We start from the raw sequence: 18,143 nt of genomic DNA on the forward strand, positions 1-18,143 counted from the left end.
CGGCTGAGCCGGATCCCGTCACACCGTTCGGCGCGACGGGAGGAAGGTAGGAAGACAGCGGGTGCGGGGGCGTCACACCCGGGGGCCAACTGCCGGGTGATACCGGGGTAGGGGGTGTAGCAAGTCCGGCCGCGCGGGCCTCAGGCCTCGCCCGCCACCACCACGCCCGCCTCGTACGCGAAGATCACCGCCTGGGCCCGGTCGCGCAGATCCAGCTTCGCGAGTATCCGCCCGATGTGCGTCTTCACCGTCTGCTCCGCCAGCACCAGCTGCCCGGCTATCTCCTGGTTCGACAGCCCCCGGGCGATCAGCTCCAGCACCTCCGTCTCGCGCGGGGTCAGCCCGTTCAGCCGCAGCGCGGCCCCGCCGCGACCGGCACCCGAGGGCCGCTGGCGGGCGAAGTCCGCGATCAGGCGCCGGGTCACCGACGGGGCGAGCAGCGCGTCGCCCGCCGCCACCACCCGTACCGCCGAGATCAGGTCCGCCGGGGGTGCGTCCTTCAGCAGGAAACCGGACGCCCCGGCGCGCAGCGCCTCGTACACGTAGTCGTCCACGTCGAACGTGGTCAGCATCAGCACCCTCGGCACATGCGTCACACCCACCGGCGGGTCCAGCAGCTCGCGCGCCGCCGCCAGGCCGTCCATCTCGGGCATCCGGACATCCATGAGCACCACGTCCGGATGGACCCGGCGGCTGACGTCGATGCCCTGGCGCCCGTCCGGCGCCTCACCGACCACATCGATGTCGGCCTGTGCCGCGAGCAGCGCCGCGAACCCCGCCCGCACCATGGCCTGGTCGTCGACGATGATCACACGGATGGTCAAGAGTCCTCCGGGGACGTAGCGGGAGAGGGGACGGAGGCGGCGCCCGGTGGCGTCCGCGGCGGCAGCGGCAGCCGCGCGGCCACCCGGAAGCCCCCGTCCGGCAACGGCCCGGTGTCCAGCGTGCCGCCGGTCAACCGTACGCGCTCGCGCATCCCGACCAGCCCGTGTCCCGTCCCCGTCGTCTCCAGCGGTTCACGCGGCGAACCCGTCCGCTCCGGCCCGCCGTTGACGACCAGCACCGTCAGATGCGCGCCGTCGGAGGCCACCGACACCCGGGTCCGGGCCCCCGGCGCGTGCCGGACCACATTGGCCAGGGCCTCCTGCACGATCCGGTACGCGGACAGGTCGACCGCCTGCGGCAGCCCCGTCAGCCCGGCGGGCAGCGACAGTTCGGCCGGGAGCCCGGCCCGTACCGTCGCCTCCACCAGCTGCTGCAGCCGGTCCACGCCCGGTTGCGGCGCCCGTTCGCCCTCCGTGCCCTCGCTGCGCAGCACCGTCAGCAGCCGCCGCATCTCCCCGAGGGACTCCCGCGCGCTCGCGGCGATCGACTCGAACTCCTCGCGGACCTCGTCCGAAAGGCCGCCCAGCCGGTACGGGGCGGAGTCCGCCTGCACCGTGATCACCGACATGTGGTGCGCGACCACGTCGTGCAGCTCGCGGGCGATCCTGGTGCGCTCCTCCAGCAGGGTGCGCTGCGCCCGCTCGGCCTCGCTGATGGTCTCCTGCTCGGCGAGCCGGCGCTGTGCGACGCCCCGTTCCCGTACCGCCGCACCGATCACCAGCACCACGGCGCCGAGGATGATCAGCAACAGCGTGCTGCCGTTGCCGCGTCCGGGCGCGACCAGGCGCAGTACGAGGCTCACCGCGCCCGTCGCCAGCCAGACGGAGACCAGGGTGCGCCGGGTCTCGCGCAGGGCGAGCGCCAGCAGCAGGAAGAGGTAGCCGAACAGTACGGGCGGCGGCCACGGCCACACGTCGTACTCCTCGGCCGGGTGTTCGAGCATGACGAGCGCGCCCACGACATCGGCCGTGAAGATGATCCACCAGGCCTGCAGCGGCCGGTGCGCCAGCATCAGCAGCGGCGCGGCCTGGGCGACGGCGAGGACGCCCGCGATCCCGGGGCTCATGCCGTACTGGCTGGTCAGGACCGAGATCGTGACCGGCACGAAGAGCACCGCGAGTGCGGTGACGACGATGTAGGGCATGACCCGCTGCCACCGCCTCGGGGCATCGGCCAGGAGCGGGGTCGGCGGATGGGAGGGGTGGGAGAGTCCGTGGGCCATCTCGCGCAGATTGCGGCGGGCGGCGCTGAGCAGCCCGTCGGCCGCCTGCGGCGCGGACGGCGGGGGCTGGGGTGAAGTCGGCATGGGCTGCTCAGCGTAGGCAGCGCGCCCGTCCTCCGGCGTCATACCGGAGTGCCGGTTCCGCAGGCCCCCGGCTCGTACGGGGGTATGACCCGCACCCGCGCGCGAGCCCTACAGCTCGGCGAGCAGCTGGGCCTTCTTCGCGCTGAACTCCTCGTCCGTCACCAGACCCGCCCGGTGCAGTTCGCCGAGGTGGTGGATCCGCTCCGCGATGTCCGCCGGGTCGCGCCGCCCGGTAGCCGCCAGGGCCGTCGTCGCGGCGGGCGCGGACTGCTTGCTGCGGACGGACTCCAGTACGGCAGCGGCGAACGGCAGCGACTCGTGCACCGGGCCGTACCCGAGGCCGAAGATCACCGCGGCGGGGTCCTCGTCGGCCCGGGTGGGCCGGGCGGCCACCGGTTGCACGCTCCCGGCGGTGCCCGTACACAGCGCCGGGCCGCCGGAACCTGCGCCCTCGGCGGCGGCCGCACCCGCGCTCTCCAGCCCTCTGGGCACCAGCCGCAGATAGCCCTCGAACGCTTCGGGGGAGCGCCACTCGACTCCGCTCAGTTCGGTGACCGGGAACGTCTGGTCGCCCGCCTTCCACTTCTGCGACGAGGCGCCCGTCCAGAACCACCGGAAGGAGATCCGGTCCCCGTCGAAGCTGGCCCGGCCGTCGTAGGCCTTGAAGCGCATCGGCGCCTCGGGTGCCGCGACCAGGAAGCGTTCGGCGGGTTCACCGGCGTCGGGGCCGAGCCGGGCCCGCAGCTCGTCCGCGTAGTACTCGGCGAGCGTCTCGCGCTCGGCCGGAAGCACCAGACGGTAGGGGTCGCAGCCGTCCTTCAGCTGCCCGGCCGCGGCCTCCAGCAGCGGATCGGCGCCGGGCCTCGGCACGGCACGCAGCACCACCGTGCCCCGCTTGCCCGGGGTCAGCGTCACCGACGACAGCGCCGTGTGCGGGACGCGGCGCTCACGGAGGCTCTGGAACAGCCTCGGCGTTCGGATACCCCGTTCGAAGCGGATGAGCACGGAGTCGGTGTCGAACTCCCAGGTGGCTTGAATTCCGGCCAGCACATCACCCATGTGCCTCATCGTATGCGGCACTTGCCCGCACGTCCCCCCTCGGAGCCGACGGCAATCCGCGATCGGACACGGCTCTCTACGCGCGTCAGACCGTCTCGTCGCCGGAAATTTGTTCGTGGCAGCCGCTGTCCGCCTGCGCACAGGTCACGGAACCGTAGGTGCCGACACCGATCGCGGCGAAGTTGCCGAGGCTCTCGGTCCCCGGCTCGAAATAGCCGCTGTGGCCGATCGCGTCACCTGCGGCCGCGATCCGGGCACCGAAGGCCGGATCGACCGGATCGGCCCCGTGGCCGAGCCCGGCGACCTCCAGGTTCGGTACGTCCGCGATCCAGTCGTCGTGGTCCCGCATCGCCCACACATTGGCCCGGGTGTGCAGTTCGCGGGCGTTGTCGGCGCGCATGCCCGGACTGCCCGCGACCGCGATGTCGGTCACCCGGGCGGGCAGTTCGCGGGCGGCCACGCCGCACAGGACGGAGCCGTAGCTGTGGCAGAACAGCGAGACGGGCGTCCGGCCCGGGAGCGCGCCGACCAGTGCGTCGAGCCGGACCGCGCCGCGCTGGGCGAGGTTCCCGAGGGCGGCGTCCATGCCGATGCCCACGGGCGCGGTGTAGTCGGCCCAGGCGATCACGGCGGTGCGTACGCCGGGGCCCGCCGTCCGCTCCGCCGCGTACAGGGACTTGGCCATGCCGACCGGGGCGGCGTTGGTCTTGGTCCCGGTCCGCTCCAGCGTCAGCAGGTTGGTGTCGACGCCCGGTACGACCACCGAGACCCGCTCGGCCCGGTCGAGATCACCGAAGACCTCGGCGGCGTGGCCCCGGCCCGACGGGTCGAACGCGAGGAAGTGGCGCCCCGGGGCGAGCATCGACCGGAAGCGGTCCAGCCGGCGGGCGGCCTCGGCGCGCCCGTCGGGGGAGAGCCTGGTGTCGTGCGCCCGCTGCTCCTCGACCGTGCCCGCCTGCGCGAGCGCGAGCCGGTTGGCCCGGTAACGCAGGGTGATGGGCGCGCCGTTCAGATTGCCCACCACCAGCGGGTACTCGTCCGCCAGCCGGACGCGCTGCCCGGCCGTGAGCGTGGCGAAGAAGTGCGCCAGTCTGTGCGGCCGGGCGTCGGCGGGCGGCAGCGCGCGGCCCGCTATCGATCCCTTGGCCCAGGAGGCGAGTGCGACAGTGCGTGGCTCGTCGGAGCTTTGATGACGCACGGCGGTCCAGCCAGTGGTCGCCAGCATCACGAACACAACCGCGATGGCGAGCAGGGTGCGCCATGCGGTGAGCGTCGGGGAGGAATCGAAGGAAGTCACTCCGGCCCACATTAGGAGACGCGCGCCCGAGCTCGTGAAGCGGGTGACACACATCACCCGACTGTGGGGAATGGAACCCCTCTTCCCTCACGCTCCGTACGGGCCGCCCGTACGCTCCGCCGAGCTCGGCATCCCGCAGGTTCCGCATCCGGGCGGCGTGGCCCGCGTGTTGTGACCTTGGCCATACGCCGGGTCCGAGACATGCGGCACACGGCCGGGTCCGGACGCGTGCCAGTCCCCGGCGAGGGCCGGCCCCAACTGGTCGAGATACGCCTCGGTCAGCGTCCGCAGCGAGTCCACGCTGGTCTCCCGGCCGTGCCCCCACAGCTGGCCGGTCACCCGTATGACCCCCGCGAACGCGGCCACGGCGACGCGCGGGCGCGGGTCCAGCTCCACGTCCAGACCCTCGCGCTCCGCGATCAGCAGGGCGATCTGGTTCTCCAGCTCGCTGCTGCGCCGCAGGTGGGCGGCGAGCAGTGAGGGCGTCGATTCGATCATCTGGTAGGTACGCATGTGGAGTTCGACCGGGATCAGGGCCTCGATGGCCTCCCCGATACTGTTCCAGGCGCAGAGGACCGCGCGGCGCATGGCCTCGAAGGGGGCCTCCGACGCGGGGCGTTGGCGCAGTTCGGCGATGAAGCGCGACTCCACCATCTCCTGGACGGCGAAGGCGGCCGACTCCTTGCCGGCGAAGTAGCGGAAGAAGGTGCGCTGGGAGACCTCCACCGCGTCGACGATCTCGTCGACGGTGGTCTCCTCGTACCCCTGGGTGGTGAAAAGATCGAGGGCGGCATGGAGCAGCGCGTCCCGGGTGCGGCGCTTCTTGCGCTCGCGCAGCCCGGTCGGATACTCGGCGGCTCGTTGCCCGTCGGTCACTGAGCTGGTCCTCTTTTCCCGCTTTGTCCTGCTCAGCTTACCTGTGAGCTACGTGACAGTTACCGACTTGTGAAATCGTTTGTCAACTGTCAGCGACTGACACTAATCTCCGGGTATGACTAGTCAGACCACCGTCGAAAAGGCACCGCGGGAGCCCCGGGATGCCCCTGTTCCCGCACCTGCCAAGGGGCTGCGCGGCCACCCCTGGCTGACGCTGTTCTCCGTGGCCATCGGCGTGATGATGGTTGCGCTCGACGGCACGATCGTCGCGATCGCCAACCCCGCGATCCAGAAGGACCTCGGCGCCTCGCTCGCGGACGTCCAGTGGATCACCAACGGCTACATGCTCGCCCTCGCGGTCTCCCTGATCACCGCGGGCAAGCTCGGTGACCGGTTCGGCCACCGCCAGACCTTCCTGATAGGCGTCGTGGGCTTCGCCGCGGCGTCCGGCGCCATCGGCCTCTCCAGCAGCGTCGTCCTCGTGATCACCTTCCGGGTGCTCCAGGGCCTCTTCGGCGCCCTGCTGATGCCGGCCGCGCTCGGCCTGCTCCGGGCCACCTTCCCGGCCGAGAAGCTGAACATGGCGATCGGCATCTGGGGCATGGTGATCGGCGCCTCGACCGCCGGTGGCCCGATCCTGGGCGGCGTGCTCGTCGAGCACGTCAGCTGGCAGTCCGTCTTCTTCATCAACGTGCCGGTCGGCGTGATCGCCCTCGTCCTCGGCGTGCTGATCCTCAAGGACCACCGCGCCGAGAACGCGCCGCGCTCCTTCGACTTCGCCGGCATCGTGTTGCTGTCCGGCGCGATGTTCTGCCTGATCTGGGCCCTCATCAAGGGCTCGGAGTGGGGCTGGGGCGACCCCAAGACGATCGGCTTCCTGGTCGCCGCCGTCGCCCTGTTCGCCGGCTTCGCCTTCGTCCAGCAGCGCGTCAGCGAACCGCTGATCCCGCTGGCGATGTTCCGCTCCGTGCCGCTCTCCGCCGGTACGGTCCTGATGGTGCTGATGGCCTTCGCCTTCATGGGCGGCCTGTTCTTCGTCACCTTCTACCTGCAGAACGTGCACGGCATGAAGGCCGTCGACGCCGGTCTGCACCTGCTGCCGCTGACCGCGATGATGATCGTCGCCTCGCCGCTGGCCGGCTTCCTGATCACCAAGTTCGGTCCGCGGGTCCCGCTGGTCGGCGGCATGGTGTGCACCGCCGTCGCGTGCTTCGGGATGTCCCAGCTGACCGTCGGCACCGGCACCGTCACCATGTCGGTCTGGTTCGCCCTGCTCGGCCTCGGTCTCGCGCCGGTCATGGTCGGCGCCACCGAGGTCATCGTGGGCAACGCCCCGATGGAGCTCTCGGGTGTCGCCGGAGGCCTCCAGCAGGCCGCCATGCAGGTCGGCGGCAGCCTCGGTACGGCCGTACTCGGCGCCATCATGGCCGCCAGGGTCGATGCCGAGCTGGCCGACAACTGGAAGGACGCGCAGCTGCCCCCGCTGTCCGGGGAGCAGCTGGACCAGGCGTCCCAGGCCGTCAAGGTCGGCATCCCGCCGGTCGCCCAGGGCACCCCGCCCGAGGTCGCCGGCAAGATCGCGAACGTCGCCCATGACACGTTCGTGTCGGGCATGAGCACGGCGTTCATGGTCGCGGGCATCGTCGCGGTGATCGCGGCACTGGTCGCCACCCTGACCAAGCGCGGTGCGAACGCCGAAGCGGGTGTGGGCGCCGGGCACATCTGATCCGACCCGCCCCCGACGCCGGAAGGCGTCAACACAGTGCGCGCGACAGCCCCGCCGGAACGTTCCGGCGGGGCTGTCGCCTATCAGGGTGGAACGGCCCCCGGCCCCTTCCCGTGCCCTCTCCCCGCAGCTCAGGCTGGGTGCGGAAGATCCACATCAGCGGATCCACATCAGCGGATCGGCATCAGCGATCCATAGCGGCAGATCCGCTTCAGCACGGGGGTTCATTCACATGCGTACAACCGTTGTCGGCGCCGCCCTGGCCGCCGCGGCCCTGGCCGTCACCGCACTGCCCATCACTCCGGCCCCGCAGGCGGCGGCCGAGGCCGCGCCCGTCCGGCTCGGGGCCTGCGCAAGCGGCCAGCTCTGTCTCTGGGCGAAACCCGATTTCACCGGCGGCCGGCAGGTCCACGAGCTGTCCACCATCGACATCGACAGCTGCGTGCCGCTGCGGGCGGGCTCCACCGTCCAGGCACTCGCCAACCGCACCGGCCGCCCGGTCACCACCTACCAGTCGGCCGAGTGCGCCGAGACCGGCGAGTTCGAGACCTACCCGGGCGGCGGCACCTGGCTGCCGCGCTCCCCGTACCAGGTCCGCGCCTTCAAGGTCTGGGAGAACTGACCCGGAAACGCGGCGGGGCGGCGGGACCCTTCCGGTCCCACCGCCCCGCCCCCCGACGCCGTGGCCGCCGGCCGCGCGCCGCGTTCCGCTACGCGTCGCCGCCCGCGGCCCCCGGATCGGCCGAGGCCACATCCAGCAGGTCATAGCGGTCGACCGCCGTCTTCAGCGCCGAACGGTCGATCTTCCCGTCCTTCGCCAGCTCGGTGAGGACCGCCAGCACGATCGACTGCGCGTCGATGTGGAAGAACCGGCGCGCCGCACCCCGCGTGTCCGCGAAGCCGAACCCGTCGGCACCCAGCGACTGGTACGCACCGGGCACCCAGCGCGCGATCTGGTCCGGCACGGACCGCATCCAGTCCGAGACCGCCACGAACGGGCCCTGGGCGCCGGAGAGCTTGCGCGTCACGTACGGGACGCGCTGCTCCTCCTCCGGGTGCAGCAGGTTGTACCGCTCCACGTCCACGGCCTCGCGCCGCAGCTCGTTCCAGGAGGTCGCCGACCAGACGTCCGCCTTCACGTTCCACTCGTCCGCGAGGATGCGCTGCGCCTCGACAGCCCACGGGACCGCCACACCGGACGCCATGATCTGGGCGGGGATCTCGCCCTTCTCGCCGACGCCGTAGCGGTAGACGCCCTTCAGGATGCCCTCGACGTCCACGTCGGCGGGCTCGGCCGGGTGCTGGATCGGCTCGTTGTACACGGTGAGGTAGTAGAAGACGTCCTCGTTCTCCTCGGGCGTCCCCCCGTACATCCGGCGCAGACCGTCCTTGACGATGTGCCCGATCTCGTACCCGAACGCCGGGTCGTAGGCGACACAGCCCGGGTTGGTCGAGGCGAGCAGCTGCGAGTGGCCGTCCGCATGCTGGAGGCCCTCACCGGTCAGCGTCGTACGGCCGGCGGTGGCGCCCAGCACGAAGCCGCGCGCGAGCTGGTCGGCCATCTGCCAGAACTGGTCGCCGGTCCGCTGGAAACCGAACATCGAGTAGAAGACGTACACCGGGATCAGCGGCTCGCCGTGCGTGGCGTAGGCAGATCCGGCGGCGATCAGCGAGGCGGTGCAGCCCGCCTCGGAGATGCCGTCGTGCAGCAGCTGGCCGGTCGGGGACTCCTTGTACGCGAGCAGCAGATCGCGGTCCACCGACTCGTACTGCTGACCCAGCGGGTTGTAGATCTTCGCACTCGGGAAGAAGGCGTCCATGCCGAAAGTGCGGTACTCGTCGGGCGCGATCAGCACGAAGCGCTTGCCGATCTCCTTGTCCCGCATGAGGTCCTTCAGGATGCGGACGAACGCCATGGTGGTGGCGATCGACTGCTGACCCGAACCCTTCTTCGCAGTCGCGTACGCCTTGTCGTCGGGCAGCGCCAGCGGCTTCGCCCGCACCACCCGGGTCGGGACGTAACCGCCCAGACCCTTGCGGCGGTCGTGCATGTACTGGATCTCGTCCGAGTCGCGGCCCGGGTGGTAGTACGGCGGGTTGCCGTCCTCCAGCCGGCTGTCCGGGATCGGGATGTGCAGCCGGTCCCGGAAGCGCTTGAGGTCCTCGGCTGTGAGCTTCTTCATCTGGTGGGTCGCGTTGCGGCCCTCGAAGTTCGGCCCCAGCGTCCAGCCCTTGACGGTCTGCGCCAGGATCACCGTCGGCTGGCCCTTGTGGGCCTTGGCCGCCGCGTACGCCGCGTAGACCTTGCGGTGGTCGTGACCGCCCCGGCCCAGGTGCAGGATCTGCTGGTCGGTCATGTCCTTGACCATGTCCCGCAGCCGGGCGTCGTCACCGAAGAAGTGATCACGGATGTACGCACCCGTCTCGGTGGCGTACGTCTGGAACTGGCCGTCCGGGGTGGTGTTCAGCTTGTTGACCAGGATGCCCGTGCGGTCCTGCGCGAGCAGCGGGTCCCAGGAACGGTCCCAGACCAGCTTGATGACGTTCCAGCCGGCACCGCGGAACTGCGACTCCAGCTCCTGGATGATCTTGCCGTTGCCGCGCACCGGGCCGTCGAGGCGCTGGAGGTTGCAGTTGACGACGAACGTCAGGTTGTCCAGGCCCTCACGGGCGGCGATGGAGAGCTGGCCGAGCGACTCGGGCTCGTCCATCTCGCCGTCCCCGAGATACGCCCAGACGTGCGAATCGGAGGTGTCCGCGATACCGCGCGCCTCCATGTAGCGGTTCATCCGCGCCTGGTAGATCGCGCCGAGCGGGCCCAGGCCCATCGAGACGGTCGGGAACTCCCAGAAGTCCGGCATCAGCCGCGGGTGCGGGTAGCTGGACAGGCCGTTCGGCGCCTTCGACTTCTCCTGGCGGAAGGCGTCGAGCTGCGCCTCGCTCAGCCGGTCCAGCAGGAAGGCGCGGGCGTAGATCCCGGGGGAGGCGTGCCCCTGGAAGAAGATCTGGTCGCCGCCCCGGCCGTCGTCCTTGCCTCGGAAGAAGTGGTTGAAACCCACGTCGTACAGCGAGGCGGAGGAGGCGAACGTGGCGATGTGACCGCCGACGCCGATCCCCGGGCGCTGTGCCCGCGACACCATCACGGCCGCGTTCCAGCGGGTCGCGTTGAGGACCTTGCGCTCGACCTCCTCGTCGCCGGGGAAGAACGGCTCGTCCTTGGTGGCGATGGTGTTCACGTAGTCCGTGCTACGCATCTCCGGCACCGCGACACGCTTCTCGCGTGCGCGCTCGATGAGCCGGAGCATGAGGTAGCGGGCCCGCTCGCGGCCCCGCTCGTCGACGGCGGCGTCGAGGGAGTCGAGCCATTCCTGGGTCTCTTCGGGATCGAAATCCGGGACCTGACTCGGAAGGCCGCCAATGATGATCGGGTTGCGATCGGATCCGGAAGCCACGCTGTTCCTTCGCTGTTCGGTGCTGCGCTTCGGGGCCTGGTGGAGGGATTCCCGCCCCCGGGATGTGTACACGTACGCCGTCCCATCGTGTACCGCGAGGGCGCAAACGTCACCTCTACCGAAAGGTAACCAGGTGCTTTCCGCGGTGCCGTCTCCCGGACGGCCCAAGACCCGGATGGGCTGCGGCGGAGCGGGTATCCGGGAGGCAGGACGCGTCGGGAGGGCTGGTCGGGCAGGATGGGTCGGGAGAAACCGCAACCATACGCCCAAGGCGTCCAAGTGTTCCCAAACACTGCTCGACTCCGATTGCCGGACCGAAACGGCATAAGCTGTTCAAGGACGTAAAGGGTGTGGAGGGTCGTACAGGCCCCAGCAGCGGACCCGCCGACAGTGCGGCGACGTGGCACGAAACGTCACCGTTTAGGCGGTCTCGTGCGCTGGGTACTTGCGCGATCCGCCGCTCCCGTGTGGACTACGGCCAACGCCCCGCGTACGCGCGTGGCTGCAGCATTTTCCGAAACATGATCAGGAGGCAACCCGTGAGCGCGACCGCGGACCACGCGGAGGAGCGGACCAACCCGGCAGCACGCCTGGGGTTCGAGCCCGGACAGGTGGTCCAGGAGATCGGCTACGACGACGACGTCGAGCTGGAGCTCCGTGAGGGCATTGAGGCCACTATCGGCCAGGAACTCGTCGATGAGGAGTACGACGACGTCGCAGACGTCGTCCTGCTCTGGTTCCGCGACGAGGACGGCGACCTTACGGACGCGCTGGTGGATGCCATTGGTCTGCTCGAGGACGGCGGTACGGTCTGGCTGATGACGCCGAAGACCGGCCGTGACGGATACGTCGAGCCGAGCGACATCAACGAGGCCGCCCAGACGGCCGGTCTCGCCCAGACCAAGAGCATCAGTGCGGGCAAGGACTGGACGGGCAGCCGTCTGGCCACACCGAAGGTGGCCAAGGCCAAGCGCTGAACCGCATTTCGCCACTGAAGGCCCCCGACGCGGCAGCACGCCGCCCGGGGGCCTTCGTATACCCCCTGAGGGAACCGGTCCCCGCAGGGTGAAGCTCCTGCGGGCGCCGCACGCCCGCCACGGGCCTCTGCGTAGGGTGGGAGTCACCCGGACAGCCCAGCCCGGCGACGTAGCGAAGGGACGCGTTTCATGGCGATCGAGGTCGGCACCAAGGCCCCGGATTTCGAGCTGAAGGACAACCACGGCCGGACCGTGAAGCTCTCCGAATTTCGCGGCGCCAAGAACGTGGTGCTGCTGTTCTACCCGTTCGCCTTCACCGGCGTCTGCACGGGTGAGCTCTGCGCCCTGCGCGACGAGCTCCCCACGTTCGAGAACGACGACACGCAGCTGCTCGCCGTCTCCAACGACTCCATCCACACCCTGCGCGTCTTCGCCGAACAGGAGGGCCTGGAGTACCCGCTCCTTTCGGACTTCTGGCCGCACGGCGAGACCTCGCGGGCGTACGGCGTCTTCGACGAGGAGAAGGGCTGCGCGGTGCGCGGCACCTTCATCATCGACAAGGAGGGCGTGGTGCGCTGGACCGTTGTCAACGGCCTGCCCGACGCGCGCGACCTCAACGACTACGTCAAGGCGCTGGGCACTCTCTGATCCGAGATCCGGGGGATCTCGTGGCGACCCCCGGCCAAAAGCCTGTTTTGGCCGGGAACCGGTCACTAGGATCCACTCGTTGATCCGATGCCAACGCAACGTGGAGGCGCCGGCACCGGCCGGCCCCCAATGAAACCAATGGGAGGACTCGTGGGAGTCAGCCTCAGCAAGGGCGGCAACGTCTCGCTGACCAAGGCCGCGCCCAACCTGACCGCGGTCATCGTGGGTCTGGGCTGGGACGCTCGTACCACCACCGGTGGAGACTTCGACCTCGACGCCAGCGCTCTGCTGACGAACGCCGAGGGCAAGGTCGGCAACGACGGCAATTTCGTCTTCTTCAACAACCTCAAGAGCCCCGACGGCTCCGTCGAGCACACCGGTGACAACACCACCGGTGAGGGCGAGGGCGACGACGAGGTCATCAAGGTCAACCTGGCCGGTGTCCCCGCCGACGTCGACAAGATCGTCTTCCCGGTCTCGATCTACGAGGCCGAGTCGCGCCAGCAGAGCTTCGGCCAGGTGCGCAACGCGTACATCCGCGTGGTCAACCAGGCCGACAACAGCGAGCTCGCGCGCTACGACCTGAGCGAGGACGCCTCGACGGAGACCGCCATGGTCTTCGGCGAGCTGTACCGCAACGGTGCGGAGTGGAAGTTCCGTGCCATCGGCCAGGGCTACGCCTCGGGTCTGCGCGGCATCGCGCAGGACTTCGGCGTCAACGTCTAGAACAGGCCCCAGCAGGCCCTCCGGGCCGCAGCACGTCCCCGTCCGGCGCCGCACCCCGTGCGGCGCCGGACGCGCTCAACAGACGGTTCATCCACTCGGGGAGGACACACACCATGGGCGTCACACTCGCCAAGGGAGGCAATGTCTCCCTCTCCAAGGCCGCACCCGATCTCACCCAGGTACTGATCGGGCTCGGCTGGGACGCACGATCCACGACGGGGGCCGACTTCGACCTCGATGCCAGCGCGCTGCTGTGCCAGTCGGGCCGGGTGCTCGGCGACGAATGGTTCGTGTTCTACAACAACCTCACGAGTCCCGACGGCTCCGTGGAACACACCGGTGACAACCTCACGGGTGAGGGCGAGGGCGACGACGAGTCCGTCATCGTCAACCTCACCCAGGTGCCGGCCCACTGCGACAAGATCGTCTTTCCGGTCTCGATCCACGAGGCCGACAGCCGGGGCCAGACCTTCGGGCAGATCAGCAACGCGTTCATCCGGGTGGTGAACCAGGCCGACGGCCAGGAACTCGCGCGCTACGACCTGAGCGAGGACGCCTCGACGGAGACCGCGATGATCTTCGGCGAGCTCTACCGCTACGGCGGCGAGTGGAAGTTCCGTGCGGTGGGGCAGGGGTACGCGTCGGGACTGCGGGGCATCGCTCTAGACTTCGGGGTCAACGTTTCGTAAAGCCGCGCTCGGCGCGGGGGAGCCCCGTACACACCGGGGGAGACCCGTTACATAAATGATGGGGTAGCCAGTGCTTCTGAAAACCTTCGGCTGGTCGCTCGCGATTACCGCGATCGGCCTGGTCGCAGCGTGGTTCTACGGGGGGTGGGAGGCCTTCGGGGTAGTGGCGATCCTCACCGTCCTGGAGATCTCGCTGTCCTTCGACAACGCGGTGATCAACGCCGGAATCCTGAAGAAGATGAGTGCCTTCTGGCAGAAGATCTTCCTCACGGTCGGTGTGCTCATCGCGGTCTTCGGTATGCGGCTGGTGTTCCCCGTCGTGATCGTGGCCGTCACCGCCAAGCTGGGACCGATCGAGGCCATTGATCTCTCCTTCAATGACCCGGACCGCTACAAGGAACTGGTCACGGACGCCCACCCGGCGATTGCCGCCTTCGGTGGGATGTTCCTTTTGATGATCTTCCTCGACTTCATTTTCGAGGACCGTGACATCCAGTGGCTGCGCTGGATCGAGCGCCCGCTCGCCAAGCTCGGCAAGGTCGACATGCTGTCGGTCTGCATCGCGCTGATCGTCCTGCTGATCTCGGCCCTGACGTTCGCGGCCAACGCGCACCAGCACGGCGGCGGACACGCTGACAAGGCGGAGACGGTGCTGCTCGCCGGCGTCGCCGGTCTGATCACCTATCTCGTGGTCGGCGGCCTCTCGGGCTACTTCGAGAACAAGCTCGAAGAAGAGGAGGAACGCGAACACGAGCAGGAGGAAGAGGCCAAGCGCACGGGCAAGAAGCTCTCCGCGGTCGCTCTCTCCGGCAAGGCCGCGTTCTTCATGTTCCTCTACCTGGAAGTGCTCGACGCGTCCTTCTCGTTCGACGGCGTCATCGGCGCCTTCGCCATCACCAACGAGATCGTGCTGATGGCCCTGGGTCTCGGTATCGGCGCCATGTACGTCCGTTCGCTCACGGTCTACCTGGTCCGCCAGGGCACCCTGGACGACTACGTCTACCTGGAGCACGGCGCCCACTACGCGATCGGCGCGCTGGCTGTCATCCTGCTCGTCACGATCCAGTACGAGATCCACGAGCTCATCACCGGTTCCGTCGGCGTCATCCTGATCGGCTGGTCCTTCTGGTCCTCGGTCCGGCGCAACAAGGCCCTGGAGGCCGAAGGCGGCGGGGGCGGCGGCGGGGACGGCGGTTCCACGTCTGAAGTGCCCGCCGGGGTGTGACCCGGTAGGGAATGAGGAACGCTCTCTGCGGGGCGGCTCGTACGGCGGAGGTCCTCGGGGAGATCCCGGACCCGGCCCGGAGCCGCCCCGCAGCGGTGCGTGCGTCGTGTGCGCCGCATGCGGCGGGTGCGGGGCCGGATATCCGGCAGGGCCGATATGTGTGGGGGTTGGGGATGGCGTTCTGGGACAACCTGTGGCCGGGGCGGGAAGCACAGTTCGAGTCGGGCAGCGCGGCCACCAATTCGATCGTGCTCTCCCGGCGGCACGCCACGGTCTCGCTGACCAAACAGGGCGCGCTGACCGGCAACCTCCGGGTCAACCTCTCCTGGCGGATGCGCACCTCCGACATCGAGGGCCGGTCGCGGCAGAGCGGCCGGCTGCTGCGGCCGCTCAGGCTCTTCAAGCCCGATGTGGTCCAGGCGCACACCCAGGGCGTGGTCAACGTCGACCTGGACCTGGGCTGCATGTACGAGCTGGCGGACGGCACCAAGGGTGTAGTGCAGCCGCTCGGCAACCTGATCGGTGACCTGAACGCGCCGCCCTACATCAGGCTCAGCGGTGACGACCGCTTCGGCGCGCCGTCCGGCGAGACGGTCTACGTCAACCTCGACCAGCGCGAGCAGATCAAGCGGCTGCTGTTCTTCGTCTACATCTACGACCAGACCCCGGCCTTCGACCGCACGCACGCCAAGGTGACGCTCTACCCGGGCAACGGGCCGCGGATCGAGATCGAGCTGGACGAGCGGGCCCCGCAGGCACGCTCCTGCGCCGTGTTCACGGTGGAGAACGTCAAGGACGAACTGATCGTGCGGCGCGAGGTGAAGTTCGTCTACGGCTTCCAGTCGGAGCTGGACCGGCTGTACGGGTACGGGATGCAGTGGGGACGTGGCTACAAGTCCCGGACGTAGGACCTTTGCCGGTACTCGGCGCTGCTCAGGGGCGTATGAACTGCGGCCCCTGCGGCGGCAGGACGAAGTTCGGGTCCGGCGCGTGTGCTGCCGCCGCCGCGGGCTGCGGATAGCCGTAGGCGGGCTGCGAGGAGGCCGGCTGGGGGTAGCCGTAGGCGGGCTGCGGCGCGGCGGGCACGGGCGGGGCCGTGGCCGGCTGCGGATAGCCGTACGCGGGCTGCTGGTGCTGCACGGTGAGCTGCGCGTCCGGGTCGGGGGCCGGTGCGGGCGGGAAGGCCGGCACGGGCGGCAGCGAGGCCGGCTCGGGCCCGGACGGCGCGGCAGTCTCGTCGACCGAGATGCCGAACGCGGTGGCCAGCCCGACCAGACCGGTCGGGTAGCCCTGTCCCACGGCCCGGAACTTCCAGCCATCCCCGCGCCGGTACAGCTCGCCGCAGATGATCGCGGTCTCCGCGCCGGTCTCCGGCCGGATCTCGAACACGGCGAGCGGCTCACCGCCCGCAGCCGCCGCGTCGAAGAGCATGATCGACAGGTCGCGCACCTGTTCGAAAGAGGCTCCGTCGGACGACGCGGCGATGACCACCTGGTCGACCGTGGGGTCGAGCGCGTTCAGATCGGCCTCGACGGTGTCCGTCAGCCCTGTGGCGAGACTCCGCTTCGGTAGCCGTCGTACCAGGCCGGAGGGGTGACGCGGCTGGTTGTAGAAGACGAAGTCCTCGTCCGAGCGCACGCGGCCGTCGGAGCCGAGCAGCAGGGCGGAGGCGTCCACGTCGGGGACCCCGGAGCCCGGGGTCCAGCGCAGCACGGCCCGTACGGCCATGGCGTCGAGTGGGACGTTCGAGCCTTTCACCATCGCGTGCGTCATGGCGGTCATCCTGCCTGCTGGCCGGCCCCGTGGACAACGCGGGGGTCGCGAGCCGTGTCCCGGCTAAATGGCGGAAGCGCCGCGTCCGCACCCTGTGGAACCATCGCTAAATGGACGAGTTACCCGGAATTCATGCGGCCAGGGAACTGCCGACACCCGGCCGTACGTACTATTACCGGCCACACGTTGTCCGATCGGTCAGGTAGCACGGGGGGATTCAAATGCGTCATTTCGGGCATGTTGCGCCGGCTGTCAGGGACGACCTGTTCTTCCGGCAGCCGAGCGCCTTCGACGCCGACGCGCCGGCCCGGACGCTTTCGGCCGCGCTGGGAGCCACCCTCTACAGCCCCGCCACCCGGCCGAAGCTCGCCGACGACGTCATCAAACAGGCCGGCCGGGGCGTCGTCTCCATGGTGCTGTGCCTGGAGGATTCGATCGACGACTCCGAGGTGGCCGGCGCCGAGGAGAACCTGGTCGGACAGTTCGCGGAGCTCGCCGCGCGCGGCGGTGAACTGCCGCTGCTCTTCATCCGGGTCCGCGAGCCCCACCAGATCACCGACCTGGTGCGCAGGCTCGGCGATTCCGCTCGTCTTCTGTCCGGTTTCGTACTTCCGAAGTTCACGCAGGAGCGTGGCGTGCCCTTCATGGAGGCGCTCGCCAAGGCCGAGAGCCTCGGCGGCCGGCGGCTCTTCGCCATGCCCGTGCTCGAATCGCCCGAGCTGCTCCATCTGGAGACCCGGCGGGAAGTCCTCCGCAAGATCGCCGCCACCGTCGGCTCGTACCGGGACCGGGTACTCGCGCTGCGCCTCGGCGTCACCGACTTCTGCTCGGCGTACGGACTGCGCAGGGCGCCCGACATGACGGCGTACGACGTGCGGATCGTCGGCGACGTCATCGCGGACGTGGTCAACGTACTGGGCCGGGCCGACGGCACGGGCTTCACGATCACCGGACCGGTGTGGGAGTACTTCCGGCTCCAGGAGCGGATGTTCAAGCCGCAGCTGCGCCGCAGCCCCTTCCTGGAGGGCCGGGCCGAGGAGCTGCGCACCGCGCTGATCGAGCACGACCTGGACGGCCTGCTGCGGGAGATCGAGCTGGACCGGGCCAACGGCCTGCTCGGCAAGACCTGCATCCACCCGTCGCACGTCGCACCCGTGCACGCACTGTCGGTGGTCAGTCACGAGGAGTTCAGCGACGCCCAGGACATCCTGCGGCCGGAGAGCGGGGGTGGCGGCGTGCTGCGGTCCGCGTACACGAACAAGATGAACGAAGTGAAGCCGCACCGGGCCTGGGCCGAGCGCACCCTGCAACGGGCCGAGGTCTTCGGAGTGGCCAGGGAAGACGTCGGCTTCGTGGATCTGCTGGCCGCGAGCCTCGCGGAATGAGGCTGTTCGGGTGAGGCTGGTCCGGGGACGTCATACCGGGTGGTGACGGTGTTCCTGCGACGGTGACGTGTTCCTGCGACGGGGACGGTGATGGAGGTCCCGGTGCCGGTGTTCCGGTG

General features: G+C 69.6%; 15 protein-coding genes and 1 pseudogene. 9 read left to right on the forward strand and 7 right to left on the reverse strand.

All coding sequences use genetic code 11. The annotated features are described in order from the left end of the window. Positions 1-140: 140 nt before the first annotated feature. The 5 genes and pseudogenes from EDD93_RS18330 to EDD93_RS18350 all read right to left on the reverse strand — a co-directional run. The gene (locus tag EDD93_RS18330) at positions 141-824 is read right to left on the reverse strand and encodes a response regulator transcription factor (protein ID WP_123526158.1); all 684 of its coding nucleotides are present in this window, start codon (positions 822-824) and stop codon (positions 141-143) included. Continuing rightward, entirely contained in the window at positions 821-2,191 is a 1,371-nt protein-coding gene (locus EDD93_RS18335; protein WP_123527847.1) for a sensor histidine kinase, read from the reverse strand. The genes EDD93_RS18330 and EDD93_RS18335 overlap by 4 nt, the downstream gene beginning before the upstream one ends. 108 nt (positions 2,192-2,299) lie before the next feature. Further along, positions 2,300-3,250, reverse strand: coding sequence for a DUF4429 domain-containing protein (locus EDD93_RS18340; protein ID WP_123526159.1), 951 nt, complete (start codon positions 3,248-3,250; stop codon positions 2,300-2,302). 85 nt (positions 3,251-3,335) lie between these two features. Beyond that, a complete protein-coding gene (locus EDD93_RS18345; RefSeq protein WP_123527848.1) occupies positions 3,336-4,547 on the reverse strand; it encodes an alpha/beta hydrolase in 1,212 nt (403 codons plus the stop codon). 222 nt (positions 4,548-4,769) lie between these two features. Beyond that, a pseudogene (locus EDD93_RS18350) lies at positions 4,770-5,423 on the reverse strand (TetR family transcriptional regulator); the annotation flags it as partial. A gap of 115 nt (positions 5,424-5,538) precedes the next feature. On the opposite strand from EDD93_RS18350, the gene EDD93_RS18355 reads away from it, so the two are divergent. Together EDD93_RS18355 and EDD93_RS18360 are read left to right on the forward strand one after the other, a co-directional pair. Beyond that, positions 5,539-7,149, forward strand: a complete 1,611-nt coding sequence (locus EDD93_RS18355) for an MFS transporter (RefSeq protein WP_123526161.1) — start codon at positions 5,539-5,541, stop codon at positions 7,147-7,149. Positions 7,150-7,381: 232 nt separating this feature from the next. Next, positions 7,382-7,771, forward strand: a complete 390-nt coding sequence (locus tag EDD93_RS18360) for a peptidase inhibitor family I36 protein (protein WP_123526162.1) — start codon at positions 7,382-7,384, stop codon at positions 7,769-7,771. A gap of 88 nt (positions 7,772-7,859) precedes the next feature. Here EDD93_RS18360 and aceE read toward each other — a convergent pair whose 3' ends face one another. After that, a complete protein-coding gene (gene aceE / locus EDD93_RS18365) occupies positions 7,860-10,601 on the reverse strand; it encodes a pyruvate dehydrogenase (acetyl-transferring), homodimeric type (RefSeq protein WP_123526163.1) in 2,742 nt (913 codons plus the stop codon). 539 nt (positions 10,602-11,140) lie between these two features. Here aceE and EDD93_RS18370 point away from each other — a divergent pair. The 6 genes from EDD93_RS18370 (at position 11,141) to EDD93_RS18400 (ending at position 15,774) form a co-directional block, all read left to right on the forward strand. After that, entirely contained in the window at positions 11,141-11,578 is a 438-nt protein-coding gene (locus EDD93_RS18370) for a DUF3052 domain-containing protein (RefSeq protein ID WP_123526164.1), read from the forward strand. 189 nt (positions 11,579-11,767) lie between these two features. Next, positions 11,768-12,226 carry a peroxiredoxin gene (locus EDD93_RS18375; RefSeq protein ID WP_073735864.1) on the forward strand — a complete coding sequence of 153 codons (459 nt, stop codon included), beginning with the start codon at positions 11,768-11,770 and terminating at the stop codon, positions 12,224-12,226. A gap of 150 nt (positions 12,227-12,376) precedes the next feature. Then, positions 12,377-12,952 carry a TerD family protein gene (locus tag EDD93_RS18385; protein WP_123527849.1) on the forward strand — a complete coding sequence of 192 codons (576 nt, stop codon included), beginning with the start codon at positions 12,377-12,379 and terminating at the stop codon, positions 12,950-12,952. A gap of 113 nt (positions 12,953-13,065) precedes the next feature. After that, positions 13,066-13,641: a TerD family protein gene (locus tag EDD93_RS18390; RefSeq protein WP_073735863.1), complete on the forward strand. Its 576-nt coding sequence runs from the start codon at positions 13,066-13,068 to the stop codon at positions 13,639-13,641. Positions 13,642-13,711: 70 nt separating this feature from the next. Further along, on the forward strand, positions 13,712-14,866 hold the full coding sequence (locus tag EDD93_RS18395) for a DUF475 domain-containing protein (RefSeq protein WP_123526165.1): 1,155 nt from the start codon (positions 13,712-13,714) through the stop codon (positions 14,864-14,866). Between the two features lie 173 nt (positions 14,867-15,039). Next, positions 15,040-15,774 (forward strand): Tellurium resistance, encoded by a 735-nt coding sequence (locus EDD93_RS18400; RefSeq protein ID WP_123526166.1) that lies wholly within the window; start codon positions 15,040-15,042, stop codon positions 15,772-15,774. Between the two features lie 25 nt (positions 15,775-15,799). Here the strand turns inward: EDD93_RS18400 and EDD93_RS18405 are convergent, their stop codons facing one another. Next, positions 15,800-16,639: a TerD family protein gene (locus tag EDD93_RS18405; RefSeq protein ID WP_123526167.1), complete on the reverse strand. Its 840-nt coding sequence runs from the start codon at positions 16,637-16,639 to the stop codon at positions 15,800-15,802. A 221-nt stretch (positions 16,640-16,860) separates the two neighbouring features. On the opposite strand from EDD93_RS18405, the gene EDD93_RS18410 reads away from it, so the two are divergent. Beyond that, positions 16,861-18,024 carry an HpcH/HpaI aldolase/citrate lyase family protein gene (locus EDD93_RS18410; RefSeq protein ID WP_123526168.1) on the forward strand — a complete coding sequence of 388 codons (1,164 nt, stop codon included), beginning with the start codon at positions 16,861-16,863 and terminating at the stop codon, positions 18,022-18,024. The last annotated feature ends 119 nt before the right edge of the window (positions 18,025-18,143 follow it).

It is taken from the genome of Streptomyces sp. 840.1, from assembly GCF_003751445.1.
Lineage (GTDB): Bacteria > Actinomycetota > Actinomycetes > Streptomycetales > Streptomycetaceae > Streptomyces.

Bases quoted from the DNA above. Each gene is read 5' to 3' on its own strand.
- EDD93_RS18340 (WP_123526159.1), bottom strand. From the start codon at position 3,250: ATGGGTGATGTGCTGGCCGGAATTCAAGCCACCTGGGAGTTCGACACC.
- EDD93_RS18355 (WP_123526161.1), top strand. From the start codon at position 5,539: ATGACTAGTCAGACCACCGTCGAAAAGGCACCGCGGGAGCCCCGGGAT.
- EDD93_RS18360 (WP_123526162.1), top strand. From the start codon at position 7,382: ATGCGTACAACCGTTGTCGGCGCCGCCCTGGCCGCCGCGGCCCTGGCC.
- EDD93_RS18335 (WP_123527847.1), bottom strand. From the start codon at position 2,191: ATGCCGACTTCACCCCAGCCCCCGCCGTCCGCGCCGCAGGCGGCCGAC.
- EDD93_RS18400 (WP_123526166.1), top strand. From the start codon at position 15,040: ATGGCGTTCTGGGACAACCTGTGGCCGGGGCGGGAAGCACAGTTCGAG.
- EDD93_RS18390 (WP_073735863.1), top strand. From the start codon at position 13,066: ATGGGCGTCACACTCGCCAAGGGAGGCAATGTCTCCCTCTCCAAGGCC.
- EDD93_RS18405 (WP_123526167.1), bottom strand. From the start codon at position 16,639: ATGACGCACGCGATGGTGAAAGGCTCGAACGTCCCACTCGACGCCATG.
- EDD93_RS18375 (WP_073735864.1), top strand. From the start codon at position 11,768: ATGGCGATCGAGGTCGGCACCAAGGCCCCGGATTTCGAGCTGAAGGAC.
- EDD93_RS18410 (WP_123526168.1), top strand. From the start codon at position 16,861: ATGCGTCATTTCGGGCATGTTGCGCCGGCTGTCAGGGACGACCTGTTC.